We start from the raw sequence: 15,133 nt of genomic DNA on the forward strand, positions 1-15,133 counted from the left end.
GCCCCCTGACGGCACAGCGGCCGTGTCCGCCGCCCCGCCCTCCGACGGCACTCCGGCCGCGGCCGGAGTCGCCGTCCCGGCGGGGCGCGTGGTGTCGGAGACGATGCGGCCCTCGTGGACGCGCACGACGCGGTCGGCGAGGTCGATCATCGCGGGGCGGTGCGCGACGATGACGGCGGTACGGCCCCGGGCCAGGTCCGCGGTCGCCGCCACCACGGCGGCCTCGCTCCGCCCGTCCAGGCGGGCCGTGGGCTCGTCGAGCAGCAGCACCGAGGCGTCGGGCCGGCAGAAGGCCCGCGCCAGCGCGATCCGCTGCCGCTGGCCCGCCGAGAAGTCGGCCCCGCGCTCGCCGACCACGGTGTCGAACCCCTGCGGCAGGTCGGCCACGAAACCGGCGTGCGCGGCCGCCGCTGCCCGGCGTACCTCTTCCTGGGAGGCCGACGGCGCGCCGAGCCGGATGTTGCCGGCCACGGTGGTGGCGAACAGGTGCGGCCGCTGCGCCACGAACGCCAGCCGCGCCCGCCAACTCGCCAGGTCGAGGTCGCGCAGGTCCGTGCCGTCGACGAGCACCCGCCCCTCGGACGGACGGACGAAGCCGAGGATGAGGTGGAGCAGCGTGCTCTTGCCCCCGCCGCTCTCGCCGACCAGGGCGACCCGCTCGCACGGGCCGATGGTGAGGGAGACGTCGTCCAGCGCGGCGCCGTCCCGGCCCGGGTAGCGGACGGTCACGCCCTCGAGCCGGATCTCCGGCGCGCCCGTCGTCGCGGCGACCCCCGTCCCGCGGGCTTCTGACTCGGGCGTCCTCGCCTCCGGGGACGCGGCAGGGCGGCGTACGGGATCATCCTCGCCGGAGGCGGAACGGTCGAGCACGGCGAAGGCCGCGTCGGCGGCGGCCACCCCTTCCATGGACGCGTGGAACCGCGTGCCCATCGCCCGCAGCGGCAGGTACGCCTCCGGGGCCAGCAGCAGCACCAGCAGCGCCGTCGTCAGGTCCAGCGACCCGCCCAGCAGCCGCAGCCCGATCGGCACCGCCACCAGCGCCAGCGACAGCGACGCGCACAGCTCCAGGACCAGCGACGACAGGAACGCCACCCGCAACGTCCGCATGGTGGCGCTCCGGTGGGCGTCGGCGACCTGCCGGATGACGCCCGCCTGGTAGCGGGCCCGGCCGAACGCCCGGAGGGTGGGCAGCCCGCGCACCACGTCGAGGAAGTGGCCGCCGAGCCGCGACAACGCGAGGTACTGGCGCTCTGTGACCGCCTTGGTCGTCATGCCCACCAGCGCCCCGAAGACGGGGATCAGCGGCAGCGTGACCAGTACGATGACCGCGCTGGCGAGGTCGGCGGCGAACAGCCGGACCAGCACGGCCACGGGCACCACCGCGGCGACCGCGATGGCGGGCAGGTAGCCGGTCAGGTAGGCGTCGAGCCCGTCGAGGCCGCGCCCGGCGAGCGTGACCAGCTCGCCGGAGCGGTGCGCGGCGAGCCGGCCCGGCCCCAGCTCGCGCAGGCGGGCGAGCAGCCGGTGGCGCAGCGCCGACTTCACGCCGGTCGCGGTGCGCCCGGCGAAGACACCCTGCGTCCAGGCCAGGAGCGCGCGTACGCACACCACCGCCGCCAGGACGGCCAGCGCGGCGGCCGTGAACCTGCCGGACAGCACCCCGGCGAGCAGTTCGGCCTGCACCAGCACGAGCAGCCCCGCCAGCACGGCCGCGGCCATGGTGACGGCGAGGTGGCGGCGGACCGAGCGCTCGGCCCGCATGAGCCGCAGGAGATCCTTGTGCACGTGCCCTCAGAAGAACGATGGGAACCGGAAGGCGTCCTTGCCTGGCCGGAAAGTCCGCCATACCCATACTTGCGCGCCGAGCATGATGGGTGCGAACGGCAGCACCATGACACTGAGCACATTCAGCGTGGCGGGAGGCGCGCTGTGCCCCAGCAGGTACGGCATCGCGCCCGCCAGCACCCCCAGCGCGGGGATCGCGGCGACCAGTCCCGTTCCCAGCAGTGCCCGCCCCGACCGCGTGCCGCCGAACTCGCCGGGCGTGCGCCAGGCGAGGAACGTCCATCCGTGCAGGGCGAACAGCAGCGTCACCACCACGCCCAGCAGCACCCCGAGCGGGTGGACGGGCGGCGACTCGAATCCGGTGGCCGCCGCGTACAGCGCCATTCCCCAGCCGAACGAGAGCCCCAAGGACCCGAACGCGATCCCCGCGTCCCAGAAGCCCCGCCACGCGGTGCCGTCGAGCCTGCGCCGGAACCACAGCCCGGCGTCGCGCAGGATCCAGCTCAGCAGCATGGCCACGACCAGCGGGTACAGCCCGAACAGCACCTCGCCCTCCAGGAGCGGGTAGACCCCGAACAGGGTCCCGGCGACGGCGACCAGCCACACCTCGTTGGCCAGCACGTACGGGGCCACGGCGGCCACCATGCGGTCCCGGGTCTCCCGCGTCCTGCCGAGGACCGGCAGCAGCAGCCCCACGCCCAGGTCGAAGCCCTCGAGGGCGAAATAGCCGGCCAGCAACACCGCGAAGAAGACGAACCAGATCACTTCCATGTGTCACGCACTCCTCAGTAGCTCAGCGCGGGGGATCGCGGCTCGTCCGCCGGGGCGGCGCCCAGGGCCGGTTCGCGCGGTCCCCGCTTGACGGCCCGGGCGATGAGGACGTAGTCGACGACGGCCAGCAGCCCCAGCACGGCGGTGAAGGCGATGAGCGAGGCCGTGACCATGCCCGAGGTCAGCCCGGGCGACATGGCGTCGGCCACGGTGAGGCGCTCCCAGATCATCCACGGCTGCCGCCCGACCTCCCTGGCCACCCAGCCCATGATGGACACGATGAACGGCAGCGGCGTCATCGCCATCAGGATCGGGTGGGTCCAGCGCCACCTGTGCAGCACGCCGACCAGCGGCAGCATCCCGAGCAGCACGACCAGGGCGAGCAGATGCCCGGCCTCCATCATGAGCGCGAGCGGCAGCGCGGCGGCCCCGTCGCCGTCGAACTTGCCCTCGGGAACCCCGCCGAACTGCGCGTAGCCGAAGCCCAGCGTCACGAAGATCCCGATGGTCGCGGTGTACACGCCCATGCGCATCGACCGGGTGAAGAACTCCAGCTCCTCGGTACGGCGCCGCAGCTGGTACGCGCTCGCGCCCACCAGCACCATGCCCCCGGTGAACAGCCCGGCTCCGAGCACGTGCGGGAAGGCGAAGATCAGCGCCTTGTTGGTGAGCAGGGCGCCGACGTCGGTCAGCGCCATCCGGCCGCCGCTCACCACGGAGCCCGCCGGGTTCTGCAGGAAGGAGTTGGCCACCATGATGAAGAACGCGCTCGCGTACGCCGTCAGCGTGACGGCCCAGATGCACGCCACGTGCGCCCACTTGGGCAGCCGGCCCCACCCGAAGATCCACAGCCCCAGGAACGTGGACTCCAGGAAGAACGCCACCAGGGTCTCCACGGCCAGTGGCGCGCCGAACACGTCGCCCGCGTAGTGGGCCAGCCCGCTCCAGGCGAGCCCGAACTGGAACTCCATCACCAGCCCGGTCACGATGCCCAGCGCGTAGTTGATGACGTAGATCTGACCCCAGAAGCGCGTCATTCCCTCCTGCACCGGCCTGCCGGAGATCGCCCATCGCGTGTGCATGATCGCCACCAGTGGCGCCAGTCCTAGCGTGAGCACGACGAACAGGAAGTGCAGGCTGCCCGTCACCGCGAACTGCGTGCGGGCCAGTTCGAGTACATCCATCACGACTCCGTTGTTGTGCCTGCCTACTATAGCCAGCCTACATATAGCCAGCCTACATGTAGGCTGTCTATATGAAGGACGGATGTCTAGGATCGGAACCATGAACCCGGACGTGCTACGCGGGCACATGGACGCGCTGCTGCTCTCCGTGCTGGAGCGGGAGCCGCTGCACGGCTACGCCATCATCGAGGCGCTGCAGGAACGCAGCGGAGGCGCGCTCAACGTGCCGACGGGCACCGTCTATCCCGCGCTGCGCAGGCTGGAGCGCATCGGCTACCTCGCCAGCGAGTGGGCGACCGTCGGCGGCCGCAAGCGCCGCACCTACCGGCTCACCGACGCGGGCAGGAAGCAGCTCGAGGGCGAGCGCTCGGCCTGGCGGGAGTTCACGAACGTGATCGGTGGCGTCCTCCGCGCGAACGCCGTCGCCCCGGGGTGAGAGAGCGCGCGCGTCAGGCGGCGGGCGGCCGTGAGACGCGGGTGATGCGCATGCACCGGGCGGCGCAATAGATCTGCATCCCCCACACGGCCCAGGTCACCAGATTGGCGAGCATGGAGGGCAGCGCGTCCAGGCTGTTGGGGTCCTTCGTGCCGTAGGAGAGCACCAGCCCCAGGCTGCCGGTGACCGGCAGCGACGCCCACACGATCCACCCCAGCGACCTGGTCACGAGCCGGGGCCGGTGGATCCACCGGGCGCCCCGGCTCAGCGCGAAGAGCGCCATCCCGCCGTACGCGCCGGTGGCCAGCTGGATGGCGTCGAGCAGCTGCGAGACCGTGTGGTACCACTCCGGCTGGTGCGCCCAGGTGTCGTCGGCGGGCGGGTAGACGCGCCACAGCAGGGACCACATCAGCACCGTGATCGGCACGCCGGTGAACAGCAGGACGCCGAGCCGCCGGCCGGCGGAGGCGGTCAGCTCGGCCTGGTAGCCGGAGGCGATCCTGGTGACCTCCCCGAACTCGGCCACCGCGATCCGCTCCGCCTCCGCCCGGTCCAGGCCATCCGACTCCAGCGCGTCGGCGGTGTCGGTCAGGCTGTCGCGTGCTTCGACGACCAGGTCGCGCTTCAGGCCGTGAGGCCCGGCCAGGGCGCGGTCGAGATCGGCCACGTAGTCGTCGATGCGCATGAGCACAAGTCTAGGGAGTGTGAACCCGGGGGCCCATCCGGGATTTCCCCGATGTTTCGCGGAGCGGGGTTGATATGTAGGAAAAATCCTACATATAGTGTCCGACATGCTGATCTCTCTCATCCAGACCGTCACCGTGCCCGTCGCCGACCAGGAAGGGGCACTGGAGTTCTACGGCGGCGTCCTCGGCTTCGAGACGCGCACCGACAACCCGTTTCCGATGGGCCGCTGGCTCACCGTCGCTCCCGAAGGCGCCGAGACCACGCTGCTGCTGGCTTCCTGGTTCCCCGAGATGGCTCCGGTCGGCGGCCTGGTGGTGGCCGCGCCCGACCTCGACCCGCTGGCCGCACGGCTGCGCGAGAACGGCGTGGCCTGCGACGGCCCGAGCGACCAGCCGTGGGGCCGCCAGTTGTTGTTCCACGACCCGTACGGCAACGGGTTCGTGGCCGTCCAGGCATGACGCCCGACCACGTGTTCACCGCGCTGGCCAGCCCGGCCAGGCGCGAGCTGCTGCGCCTGCTGCGCGACGAGGGCGCGCAGCCCGCGGGCCGGCTGGCCGAGCGGTTCGACATGAGCAGGCCCAGCGTGTCGGAGCACCTGCGGGTGCTCAGGGACGCGGGGCTGGTGTCGGAGACCCGCAAGGGGCGCGAGCGGCACTACCGGCTGGAGGCGGCGCCGCTCATGGAGATCCGCGACTGGCTCGGCCCGTACGAACGGTTCTGGCGGGAGAGGCTCGCCACCCTCACGGCCGTGCTCGACGAGATGGAGGACGACGATGCCAGGTGACACGACCGCTGACGACCTGCGCGCGATCAGGGTCGACCAGTTCATCGCGCACCCGCCCGCGAAGGTGTGGCGGGCGCTGACCGAGCCCGAGCTGGTCGCCCGCTGGCTCATGCCCAACGACTTCAAGCCGGAGGTCGGGCACCGGTTCACGTTCACCACGGAGCCCAAGAAGCAGGTGGGGTTCGACGGCGTCGTCCACTGCGAGGTGCTGGAGATCCAGCAGGAGCGCCTATTGAAGATCAGCTGGAGCGACGGCAAGCTCGCCGACTGGACGGTCACCTGGCGGCTCGTGCCCGAGGGCAGGGGCACGCGGCTGTTCCTCGACCACGAGGGCTTCGACCCGGACGACGAGCTGCAGCAGCTGTCGCGCCGGATCATGGGCGGCGGCTGGCGCAACGCCGTCTTCCGGGCCATCGCCGCCGTCGTGGACGGGCTCTGAGGGGCCGTGCCCTACGACCACCAGCGGTGGCCGGCCAGGCGGCGCATCTCCACGGCGGCGGAGGCGAAGTCGGCGGAGGTGACGTGGTCGCCCTGGGACAGCCCGGCGTAGAGGGCGGCCAGGTGGGCCGGCGTCGCGGCGGGATCTCCCGGATCCGGCTCCGCGCGCATGGTGTGCTCGTCGGCCAGCGCGCGGCGGCGGGAGAACCAGCGCACCATCGGCCGGCGCAGGCTCACCCGTACGCCGCGCGGGGTGAGCGCGAACACGCAGTCCTTGACCCGCACGCCCGACGGATGGGCCAGACCGGCGAACCGGCACGCCGACAGGTCCAGCCCCGACAGCGCCAGGTCGCCGGCATCCACCCGGCGCAGCGAGGTCAGCGTGGACCTGCCCTTGCCCGTCACGATGGCGGGGCCGCGCAGCACCGCGCCCTCCAGATCGGCCTGCGAGTCGGTCAGCCGCAGCGTCGTCGGGCCCGACACCGACACTCCGCGCAGGTCCACGCCGCAGCGGGCGACGACCACGTCGAGCAGGCCGTCCGCGCGGGCCCTGGCCGCCGAGAGCCGGCCGGTGGCCGACAGGTACGCGTCCGCCGCGAAGTGGGCGGCGTCGAACCCGGCGTTCCCCATGACCTTGCGGAACGAGAGCGTGCGGCCGAAGCGCGTCCCCCTGAAGGCGGCCCCGCCGCCGAGCCGGGCGCCGTCGAAGGCGGCGTACCCGTCGAACCTGGCCCGCTCGCACGACAGCCCGTGACCGAACACGGCCTGGCTGAACAGCGCGTCGCGGGACATCAGCGCCCGGTCGAGCGAGACGTGCCCGCGCACGGTGACGCCGTGGAAGGAGAGCTCGCGGGCGAACCTGGCGCCGGCCAGCGACACGTTGCCCTCGAACCGGGCGCCGAAGAACGAGGCCAGCCGGTCGAACCTGGCCTCGTCGAGCGACACGTCGCCCGCGAACGTCACGCCCGGCAGCCGGACGTCGCCGGTGAAGCGTGCCCGGTCGAAGCGTGCCCGGCCCGGCCTGCCGCCGGCGGCCTCCATGACCCGGGTCAGCAGGTCGCCGCTGACGGTCGTGCCGCGCAGGTCGAGCAGGCGGCCGGGACGCAGCTCGCCGAGCGCTTCGGACAGGTGATCAGGGGGGAGGTGGGCGAGGCAGTGGCCGGCCGGAGGGACGGCGACCCCGGTGCAGCTGACGGAATGCGCGCAGGTGACCCAGTCCATGGAGTCGTCATACCCGCGGCGGCGCATGTCAAGGTTCGATGATTTAATGTTCTATCCACTTTTATGTGGAAAAATGCGGTCTTATTTACCTCTATTGTTCCGGGCATGCGCGTTTTATCCCGAGCATCCCTGTCCGCCCTGATCGTGGCGGCCATGCCCGCGGCTCTCCTCACCACGCCGGCCCTGGCCGAGCCGGCCGCCCCCTGCGAGACCCCCGCCACGCACCGGATCTCCCAGGTCCAGGGCGACGGCGACGCCACCCCGCTGGCCGGCCGGACCGTGCGGGTCGAGGGCGTCGTCACCAGCGAGAGCTACGACTGTTACGAGTCCACGATGCCGCCCGGCGGTGTTCTGGGCGACTACGGTTTCGCGCGGACCGGCCGCGTCTCGCTCGGCGTGTCACTCGACGCGGAGGTCTCGGCGGGGTCGTTCTACCGGATGCACCGTGACACCTATCACCGCGTGCTGGCCGCGCCCGAGGGGGATCCGATGACCGCCACCATGGTCGTCAGGGGCCCGGTGCGGCGGAGTTTCTCGCACGTGCTGGTGCCCTCAGGGACGCGGATGCCGCCGTCGCGGTCGATGCGGCATCTCGGGGAGGGCGAGATCATGGACAAGCTCGGCTCGCTGCTCGACGTGCTCACCGGAGCGTGAGCGTCAGTCCTCGTCGTCGAAGACCCGCTCCTGCGCGGGCCCCCACGGCGGCGTCGAGGTCAGCAACATCTTCAGCGCATCGCCCTCGTAGGTGAACTTCGTGCCCCTCGGAATGGTGACGAGATTGCCCTGCTTGCAGTTTTCCTGCCGGTCTTCGAAGTGGAACGTGCCGTGGCCCTCGAGGACGTAGTAGACGAAGTCGCACTCCAGTTGGCACAGCCACGCGGGAAGGCGGCCGTGGATCTCGATGATGAGGTGGTTGCTGCTCGTCACCGCGCTGCTCGACTCGAAGAGTTTGCCCCGGTGCCCCAGTTTCTGGAAGCTCCATTCGTGCGGCTCGAAGAACACGTGGGTGCTCATCCTCACCTTCCCGGTCCGTGGAGGCTGTGAACCTGCCGGTGCTCCACTGCGAGCCTAGGCCGTGCTCTGGCCGCGCGTGGCCGAACATACAAACCTAAATTCTTTCATCTTCGAACGCTGTTATCAATGAATCTCGCGTTCGCCTGACTTTCCTTTGTGGACCCGCTTGCCGAGCCAGGCCAGAGCCAGGCAGAGGCCCGCCCACAGGACGGAGCTGATGAGGTTGGTCCAGATGCCCGCGACATCTATCCTGAATCCGGTCAGGACGGCCGACAGTACCGGCTGGATGAATTCCCATATTTGGGCCACGGACAAAGCGCCGAAAGCCAGGTAGAGAAACGACTCGCGTGTCCACGCGGCCAGCCGCCGTGCCGCGCTCGCCAGCTCGCCGGTCCGCCGGTTCTTCACCGTTCCGACCGGCCGCATGGGGCGGACCTCCAGCCATTTCGTCAGCGCGACCATGACCTGCGTGGTGCACCAGACGAACTCCGTCGGGTCGTACTCCTCGAAGAGCCAGGCGCCGGAGGGCCGCTGGCGCTCCATCAGATAGCGCACCGCCCGCTCCGCCGCCTCCTGGCAGCGCGGATCGGAGGGGAAGTCGGTGAGGGCCAGCAGGGCCCATCCGGTGCCGAAGTGCACACAGCGGCACGGCGTGTGGTCCAGGGCGGCCGTGAACCATTCGTCATAGCTGTTCTCCCACGACCCGTCGGCCTTCTGCCGCTCAAGGAGGTACGTCACGCCCTCCCTGACCCAGTCGAAGTCCTCCGGCACCCCGGCCAGCCGTACGGCGTGCAGGACCTGCGCCGTCGTGGCGGCGTTGGGGGCGGCGCCGACCGTGATGCCCCAGCCCTTGCTCTCGGGCTCCTGCATGTGCCGGAGCCGCGTGGTGATCTGCCCGCGGAGGTCGTCCAGGCGGTCCTGCAGGGACAGCGCCCAGAGGGTGAGCGCCGTGGGCAGGGTGCGCGGGTTGCCGATGTCGTCCTTCGTGGTGGCCGCGGCGCCCTGCTCGTCCACGCACTGGCGCAGGTAGTCCACGGCCCGCCGGACGTGCTCGTCGTTGCCGCAGTGCCAGCCCATGTCGCGCAGCGCGATGACGACCCACGCGGTGGCCTCGGCGGGGGAGTACTTCATCTCCCTGGCGGGAAAGCCCCCGTCGGGGTTCTGCCGGCCGCGTAGCCAGTCGGCCGCGCTGGTCAGCATCTCCGACGTGGGCTCCGCCCTCATCGCCAGCATGCCGCGGATGCCGTCGAGCGTCCCGCCCCACTCCGTCGGATCCTCATCGACGTGGTGGCCCCACCCCGACGAGGCCGGCGTGGACTTGTAACACGATCGCAGCCACTGCTCCGCCCGGCGCAGGCCGCGCTGGACGTCAGGCTCCTCCTGACCCACCACTCCAGGCATGTTCCGCCAAGCGGTACACGATGGTCCTCATATCCTTTATCGCGGCGATGGGGACGGGTGTCACAAGGATGCTCAATCGGTTGGAGTGTCCTCCGGCCGCGTCGCATCGTAGGCTTGCTCGCATCCGGACGACGACGGAGTCGCCCGGTGGACGAACCCCCATACAGAAGGTGAGCGTGCAATGGCGCACGTGAATCAACCGCCGGCGCCCAGGCTGCGCGTCGGGACATGGAACGTCCGGGAGGGCTGGAAGGGCGAGGGAGACGACACGGGCACGCACGACGTGGTGCGGCTGATCCAGGATCTGGACCTGGACGTGCTCGCTCTCCAGGAGGTGCCCTTCCAGGGCGGGCGCTCCCCGATGCTGGAGTCGATCGCCAGGCAGACCCCGCTGCGGCACGTCGCCGGCCACGTGTTGTCGCAGGCGATGCACGTGGCGGGTTCCGCCGGCATCGCGCTGGCGGCCAGGCTCCCGCTCGACAACGTCGACCGCGTCATCCTGCCCAACCCGGAGCTGGCCGCGGACGGTCTGCGCTCCTTCGACAAAGGCCTGATGACGGCCTGGCTGGCCGGCGAAGACCACAGGATCGCGGTCGGATGCCTGCACATGGTGCCCTTCCGGCGGTTCGGGCGCCGGGCGGAGGAGCCGGCCTTCGGCCACATCTGGAACCGGGCGGCCAAGGAGATCGAGCGCGTCATGCTGCCCCTCACGTTCGTGGGCGGCGACTTCAACACCCCCAGGCGAGACCTGCTCGACCTGCCTCTCGAGCCGGCTCACTCGACGGCTCGCGACGCCGTTCTGCACAGCAGGGCGGCACGTCCGGTGGCTCTGAAGACCGTCGAGACCTTCTCCGATCACCCCGTCCACGTGGTGGAGTTCGCCCTGGCGTAGAGCCGGAATCACCGGGCAGGGTAATGAGTTCTAACCGTCACAGACGTATCAACGAACGAGGAGCCTCTTGTGGCGACCATCGAAGTGACAGAGAAAACCTTCAACGACATCGCCGACAAGGGGATCGTCCTGCTCGACTTCTGGGCCGAGTGGTGCCCGCCGTGCAAGAAGTTCGGGCCGATCTTCGAGCAGGCGTCGGAGAAGCACGAGGACATCACGTTCGGAAAGATCGACACCGACGCGGAGCAGGGGTTGGCGCAGGGGTTCGACATCACCTCGATCCCCACGCTGATGGCCATCCGCGACGGCATCGTGGTCTTCGCCCAGGCGGGCGCCATCCCGGCCCCCGCGCTGGAAGACCTGATCAGGCAGGTTCGGGCGCTCGACATGGACGCCATCAGGGCGGAGCTCAACGAAGAGCTGAAGAACGCCCAGAAGAACTGACCCTGGCGAGCCCCGCCGGTTCCGGCGGGGCTCTCGCGTGCCCTCAGGGTTTGCGGCCGACTCCGACGTACCCGAAGGTGATGCCCTTGCCCGGCTCGCCCGGGTCATCCGTGCGCCAGTCGTACGGGTGCACCAGCCCGGGCTCGGCCAGCTCATAGCCGTCGAAGAAGCGCAGGATGTCCTCGCGGGTGCGCAGGTTGAGGGCGGCCGTGGCCTTCCGGTAGACCTCCAGGGCCTGCGGAGTGGTGTCGGGCGCGTTGTCCACGGCGTGGCTGATGACCAGGTGGCTGCCGGGCGCGCTCGCGTCCCGCAGTTTCGTCACCACCTCGTAGGCGAGGTCGTCCGGGATGAAGTGCAGCACGGTCAGCATCAGGAACGCCACCGGCCGGTCGAAGTCCACCAGGCCGGCCAGCCTGTCCAGCAGCGCCTCCGGCTCGCGCACGTCGGCCTGCAGGAAGTCCACGTCGTCGCGCCGGGCCAGCAGGGCCCTTCCGTGCACGCAGACCACGGCGTCGTAGTCGACGTACACGACGCGCGCCTCCGGGGCGATCTCGTGGGTGTTCCCCTGGGTCGGCAGGCCGGCCCCGAGGTCCACGATCTGCCGCGCGCCCAGGTCCACCAGATGGCGTACGGCGCGGCGCAGGAAGGCCCGGTTCGACCGGGCGGCCTCCTTGGTATGGGGAAAGTTCTTGAGGATCTGCTCCGCCGCTGCACGGTCGGCCGCGAAATTGTCCTTGCCGTCGAGAAAGTAGTCATACATTCGCGCGACGTTAGGGACGTTGGGGTCGACCCCCTCGGGGGCATCATCCACGTTATCTCCCGAAATTCCGCCCTGTTTGCGGCGATCATAGCGGGGTAAACGTCCGAAATCTCCAGAAAACAGGATGACAGAGCGCATTAATGAGACGCGTATCACGTGCTGTGACAGGCGTGCCTGGCGCGGTAGTCAGGCGAAGGCCCGGCCGCCCCGCGACGGGACGGCCGGGCCTTCGTACCCGGTCCTGATGGAGCCGCCGGACGCGTGCCCAGGGGTCAGCCGCGGTAGAGCTCGGCCACCTCGAAGGCGAGGTCGAGCGACTGGCTGCGGTTGAGCCGCGGGTCGCAGGCCGTTTCGTAACGCGTGGCGAGGTCGGTCTCGCCGATCTCGTGGCCCCCGCCCACGCATTCGGTCACGTCGTCGCCCGTGAACTCGATGTGGATGCCGCCGGGATGCGTGCCGAGCGACCTGTGCACCTCGAAGAAGCCGGCCACCTCGTCGAGCACGTCGTCGACCCGCCGCGTCTTGTGGCCGCTCGGTGCCTCGAAGGTGTTGCCGTGCATCGGGTCGCAGATCCAGGCCACCCGGGCCCCGGTCGCGCTGACCTCCTTGACCAGCGCGGGCAGGGACTCGCGGATCTTGGAGGCGCCCATCCGGGTGATGAACGTGAGCCGCCCCGCCTCGTTGCCGGGATTGAGCTTCTCGACGAGCGCGACGGCCTCCTCGGGCGTGGTCGATGGGCCGAGCTTGACGCCGATCGGGTTGCGGATGCGCGAGAAGAAGTCGACGTGCGCGCCGTCCAGCTGGCGGGTGCGCTCGCCGATCCAGACCATGTGCGCCGACACGTCGTAGGGCAGCCCGGTGCGGGAGTCGATGCGGGTGAGCGCCCGGTCGTAGTCGAGGATGAGCGCCTCGTGCGAGGAGTAGAACTCCACCGTGTGGAACTCCTCGGGATCGGCCCCGCAGGCCCGCATGAACGCCAGCGCCTGGTCGATCTCCCTGGCCAGCTTCTCGTAGCGGCGCCCGGCCGGCGACTCGGCGACGAAGTCCTGGTTCCAGGCGTGCACCTGGCGCAGGTCGGCGTAGCCGCCCTTGGTGAACGCGCGCGCGAGATTGAGCGTCACGGCCGAGGAGTGGTAGGCCTTGAGCAACCGCCACGGGTCGGGCCTGCGGGCCTCGGGGGTGAACTCGACGCCGTTGACCATGTCACCGCGGTAGGCGGGCAGCTCCACGCCGTCGCGGATCTCGGTGCCCTTGGAACGCGGCTTGGCGAACTGCCCGGCGACCCGGCCGATCTTCACGACCGGCACCTTGCCCGCGTAGGTCAGCACGATCGCCATCTGCAGCAGCGTCTTGAGCTTGTTGCGCACGTTGTCGGCGGTCGCCCCGGCGAAGGTCTCGGCGCAGTCGCCGCCCTGCAGGACGAAGGCCTCGCCGCGGGCCACGGCGGCCAGCTGGTCCTTCAGCTGGTCGCACTCGCCCGCGAAGACGAGTGGGGGCAGGCCGCCGAGCTCGGCGACGACCTTGTCGAGCTCACCGGGGTCGGGCCAGTCAGGCTGCTGCGCCGCAGGGAGGGCTCGCCAGGAATCGAGATCCACGAGATTGCTGCTCACGAGATACGAGGGTATTCCACTGCGTCGGCCCCACCGACCCCATTGTCCACGTTGTGAGAAGGCAGTTATCCGGATACGGGCTCACGGCGGCGGGCTCTCCCTCACGTACACGTGCTCGGGACGCACACCGAATCCGACGAATCGCGGGATCAGCCGGTTGACCAGCGGAACCTTCGTCAGGTCGCGGGGCAGCCCCGACGGGTCGAACCGGCGCGACAGGGCCGGGCGAATCACCAGGTTCTGGACCAGCCGCTGGGCCGCCTGCGTGACCCTGGTCGGCGCCATCCGCCTCCTCTGCAACAGGTGCAGCGTCGGCTCGGGGATCGGCGCGCCGGACCTGAGCGAGCCGGCCAGCAGGTTGGCGGCGGCGACCGCGTCCTGGACGGCCAGGTTGATGCCCACCCCGAACACCGGCGACATGGCGTGCGCGGCGTCCCCGATGCACAGCAGCCCGGGCCGGTGCCAGCGGCGCAGCCGGTTGAGCATGACCGTGAGCACGCTCACGTCGTCGTAGCCGCCGATCCCGCCGGTCCGGTCGGCCAGCCACGGCAGCAGCCTGGCCACCGGCTCGCGCAGCGCGTCGATGCCACCGCTCACGAGCGCGGAGTATCCGCCCTTCGGAATCAGGTACGCCAGCTGCCAGTAGGTCTCCCGGTTGATCGCGACCATCATGTTGCCGCTCGAGATCCGCAGGAACGTGTCGTCACGATCCCCGTCGTTCCTGGGCAGCGCGAACCACACCACGTCCATGGGCGCTTTGAGATCCTCGGGCACGAGCCCCGCCCGCTCGCGCAACGTCGAGGAGCGCCCGTCGGCGGCCACGGTCAGGGCGGCCCTGATCTCGTGCTCACCGGACGCGTCCCGGTAGCGGAGCCCGCGCACGGCGCCGCCCTCGCGGATCAGGTCGTACGCCTCGGCGTTCATCAGCAGCCGGAAGTTCGGATATGCGCCGGCCGCCGACGTGACGAGGTTGAGGAACTCCCACTGCGGGACGAACGCGATGTAGTCGTACCTGCCCGGCAGACCTCGCAGGTTCGCCAGCCTGGTCTCCCCTGCGTCGGTCACGATGCCGACCTCGTACGCCTTCCTGTGCGGGAGCCGCAGGAACTCCCGCGCCAGCCCCAGCTCGTCGAGCACCTGCAGGGTCGACGGGTGGATGGTGTCACCCCTGAAGTCGCGCAGGAAGTCGCCGTGCTTCTCCAGCAGGGTCACCTCGACGCCCGCCCTGGCCAGCACCAGCGCCAGGACGGCGCCCGCCGGCCCGCCGCCCGCTATCACGCATCCCATGAATCATCACCCGGTCACCTAGAAGAGCCGGCGCCCCGGGCATCCGACATGCCCGGGCAACCGAAGTACATGCGTGAGCCGCCTCTCTCACAGGGAGTGGACATTGACTTCCTTCCCACCCCTGAAGGCGGGACATCCCTCGTTGAGCTCCCCGGTCCGTCCGAGCCGGGCGAGGGCACCTTCCTCCCCTGGGCCGCGGCCCGGGATCCCCAGCGAAGGAGGAACCGATGAACGACGACCTCCACGCCCTCTCCGGCGCCTACGCCGTGCACGCGCTGCCGTACGCCGAGGAGGTCCTGTTCGAGGACCACCTGCGGGCGTGCTCCGGATGCGCGGCCGAGGTGCGACAGCTGCGCGAGACGGTCGCCTGGCTGGCGGAGGCGGCGGCCGACCCCCCACCCGCGACCCTGCGTGCCCGC

Annotated in this window: 17 protein-coding genes and 1 pseudogene; 8 read left to right on the top strand and 10 right to left on the bottom strand. The window is 70.5% G+C overall.

What is annotated here, in order from left to right; translation table 11 throughout:
* The 3 genes from cydD to E1292_RS44385 all read right to left on the bottom strand — a co-directional run.
* The coding region (cydD, locus tag E1292_RS44375) for a thiol reductant ABC exporter subunit CydD (protein WP_220447367.1) at nucleotides 1-1,785 on the bottom strand (1,785 nt) is incomplete at its 3' end.
* 6 nt (nucleotides 1,786-1,791) lie between these two features.
* Nucleotides 1,792-2,556: a cytochrome d ubiquinol oxidase subunit II gene (locus E1292_RS44380; protein WP_132605754.1), complete on the bottom strand. Its 765-nt coding sequence runs from the start codon at nucleotides 2,554-2,556 to the stop codon at nucleotides 1,792-1,794.
* Between the two features lie 14 nt (nucleotides 2,557-2,570).
* Complete coding sequence (locus E1292_RS44385) at nucleotides 2,571-3,740, bottom strand: cytochrome ubiquinol oxidase subunit I (RefSeq protein WP_132605756.1); 1,170 nt, start codon at nucleotides 3,738-3,740, stop codon at nucleotides 2,571-2,573.
* Between the two features lie 100 nt (nucleotides 3,741-3,840).
* Here E1292_RS44385 and E1292_RS44390 point away from each other — a divergent pair, with 100 nt between their 5' ends.
* Nucleotides 3,841-4,176, top strand: coding sequence for a helix-turn-helix transcriptional regulator (locus E1292_RS44390; RefSeq protein WP_132605758.1), 336 nt, complete (start codon nucleotides 3,841-3,843; stop codon nucleotides 4,174-4,176).
* 13 nt (nucleotides 4,177-4,189) lie between these two features.
* On the opposite strand, the gene E1292_RS44395 is transcribed toward E1292_RS44390, so the two are convergent.
* A complete protein-coding gene (locus E1292_RS44395) occupies nucleotides 4,190-4,861 on the bottom strand; it encodes a permease prefix domain 1-containing protein (protein WP_132605760.1) in 672 nt (223 codons plus the stop codon).
* Between the two features lie 106 nt (nucleotides 4,862-4,967).
* On the opposite strand from E1292_RS44395, the gene E1292_RS44400 reads away from it, so the two are divergent.
* Genes E1292_RS44400 through E1292_RS44410 form a run of 3 tightly spaced genes read left to right on the top strand, consistent with a single transcriptional unit; the run spans nucleotide 4,968 to nucleotide 6,086 of the window.
* A complete protein-coding gene (locus E1292_RS44400; protein WP_132605762.1) occupies nucleotides 4,968-5,321 on the top strand; it encodes a VOC family protein in 354 nt (117 codons plus the stop codon).
* Entirely contained in the window at nucleotides 5,318-5,647 is a 330-nt protein-coding gene (locus E1292_RS44405) for an ArsR/SmtB family transcription factor (RefSeq protein WP_132605764.1), read from the top strand. The genes E1292_RS44400 and E1292_RS44405 overlap by 4 nt, the downstream gene beginning before the upstream one ends.
* Nucleotides 5,637-6,086 carry an SRPBCC family protein gene (locus E1292_RS44410; RefSeq protein ID WP_132605766.1) on the top strand — a complete coding sequence of 150 codons (450 nt, stop codon included), beginning with the start codon at nucleotides 5,637-5,639 and terminating at the stop codon, nucleotides 6,084-6,086. Before E1292_RS44405 ends, E1292_RS44410 begins: the two co-directional genes overlap by 11 nt.
* An 11-nt stretch (nucleotides 6,087-6,097) precedes the next feature.
* On the opposite strand, the gene E1292_RS44415 is transcribed toward E1292_RS44410, so the two are convergent.
* Nucleotides 6,098-7,306, bottom strand: a complete 1,209-nt coding sequence (locus tag E1292_RS44415) for a pentapeptide repeat-containing protein (protein ID WP_132605768.1) — start codon at nucleotides 7,304-7,306, stop codon at nucleotides 6,098-6,100.
* A 105-nt stretch (nucleotides 7,307-7,411) separates the two neighbouring features.
* On the opposite strand from E1292_RS44415, the gene E1292_RS44420 reads away from it, so the two are divergent.
* Nucleotides 7,412-7,960 (top strand): hypothetical protein, encoded by a 549-nt coding sequence (locus E1292_RS44420; RefSeq protein ID WP_132605770.1) that lies wholly within the window; start codon nucleotides 7,412-7,414, stop codon nucleotides 7,958-7,960.
* 3 nt (nucleotides 7,961-7,963) lie between these two features.
* Here E1292_RS44420 and E1292_RS44425 read toward each other — a convergent pair whose 3' ends face one another.
* Both E1292_RS44425 and E1292_RS44430 read right to left on the bottom strand, forming a co-directional pair.
* Nucleotides 7,964-8,320 (bottom strand): AraC family ligand binding domain-containing protein, encoded by a 357-nt coding sequence (locus E1292_RS44425; RefSeq protein ID WP_132605772.1) that lies wholly within the window; start codon nucleotides 8,318-8,320, stop codon nucleotides 7,964-7,966.
* A gap of 123 nt (nucleotides 8,321-8,443) precedes the next feature.
* Nucleotides 8,444-9,721 (bottom strand): prenyltransferase/squalene oxidase repeat-containing protein, encoded by a 1,278-nt coding sequence (locus E1292_RS44430; protein WP_132605774.1) that lies wholly within the window; start codon nucleotides 9,719-9,721, stop codon nucleotides 8,444-8,446.
* A 190-nt stretch (nucleotides 9,722-9,911) separates the two neighbouring features.
* Between E1292_RS44430 and E1292_RS44435 the strand changes: the two genes are divergently transcribed.
* The gene (locus E1292_RS44435) at nucleotides 9,912-10,613 is read left to right on the top strand and encodes an endonuclease/exonuclease/phosphatase family protein (protein WP_165975058.1); all 702 of its coding nucleotides are present in this window, start codon (nucleotides 9,912-9,914) and stop codon (nucleotides 10,611-10,613) included.
* Between the two features lie 69 nt (nucleotides 10,614-10,682).
* A complete protein-coding gene (locus tag E1292_RS44440) occupies nucleotides 10,683-11,057 on the top strand; it encodes a thioredoxin family protein (protein ID WP_132605778.1) in 375 nt (124 codons plus the stop codon).
* A 43-nt stretch (nucleotides 11,058-11,100) separates the two neighbouring features.
* On the opposite strand, the gene E1292_RS44445 is transcribed toward E1292_RS44440, so the two are convergent.
* From E1292_RS44445 to E1292_RS44455, 3 genes are all read right to left on the bottom strand, one after another.
* A complete protein-coding gene (locus E1292_RS44445; RefSeq protein ID WP_281284146.1) occupies nucleotides 11,101-11,868 on the bottom strand; it encodes an SAM-dependent methyltransferase in 768 nt (255 codons plus the stop codon).
* Nucleotides 11,869-12,089: 221 nt separating this feature from the next.
* Nucleotides 12,090-13,427 carry a class II 3-deoxy-7-phosphoheptulonate synthase gene (locus E1292_RS44450; RefSeq protein ID WP_132605782.1) on the bottom strand — a complete coding sequence of 446 codons (1,338 nt, stop codon included), beginning with the start codon at nucleotides 13,425-13,427 and terminating at the stop codon, nucleotides 12,090-12,092.
* An 81-nt stretch (nucleotides 13,428-13,508) separates the two neighbouring features.
* Nucleotides 13,509-14,714, bottom strand: a complete 1,206-nt coding sequence (locus E1292_RS44455) for an FAD-dependent oxidoreductase (protein ID WP_165975059.1) — start codon at nucleotides 14,712-14,714, stop codon at nucleotides 13,509-13,511.
* Nucleotides 14,715-14,941: 227 nt separating this feature from the next.
* Between E1292_RS44455 and E1292_RS44460 the strand changes: the two are divergent.
* A pseudogene (locus tag E1292_RS44460) lies at nucleotides 14,942-15,133 on the top strand (zf-HC2 domain-containing protein); the annotation flags it as partial.

Origin of the sequence: Nonomuraea deserti, assembly GCF_004348685.1 — a bacterium.
Taxonomy (GTDB): Bacteria; Actinomycetota; Actinomycetes; order Streptosporangiales; family Streptosporangiaceae; genus Nonomuraea; species Nonomuraea deserti.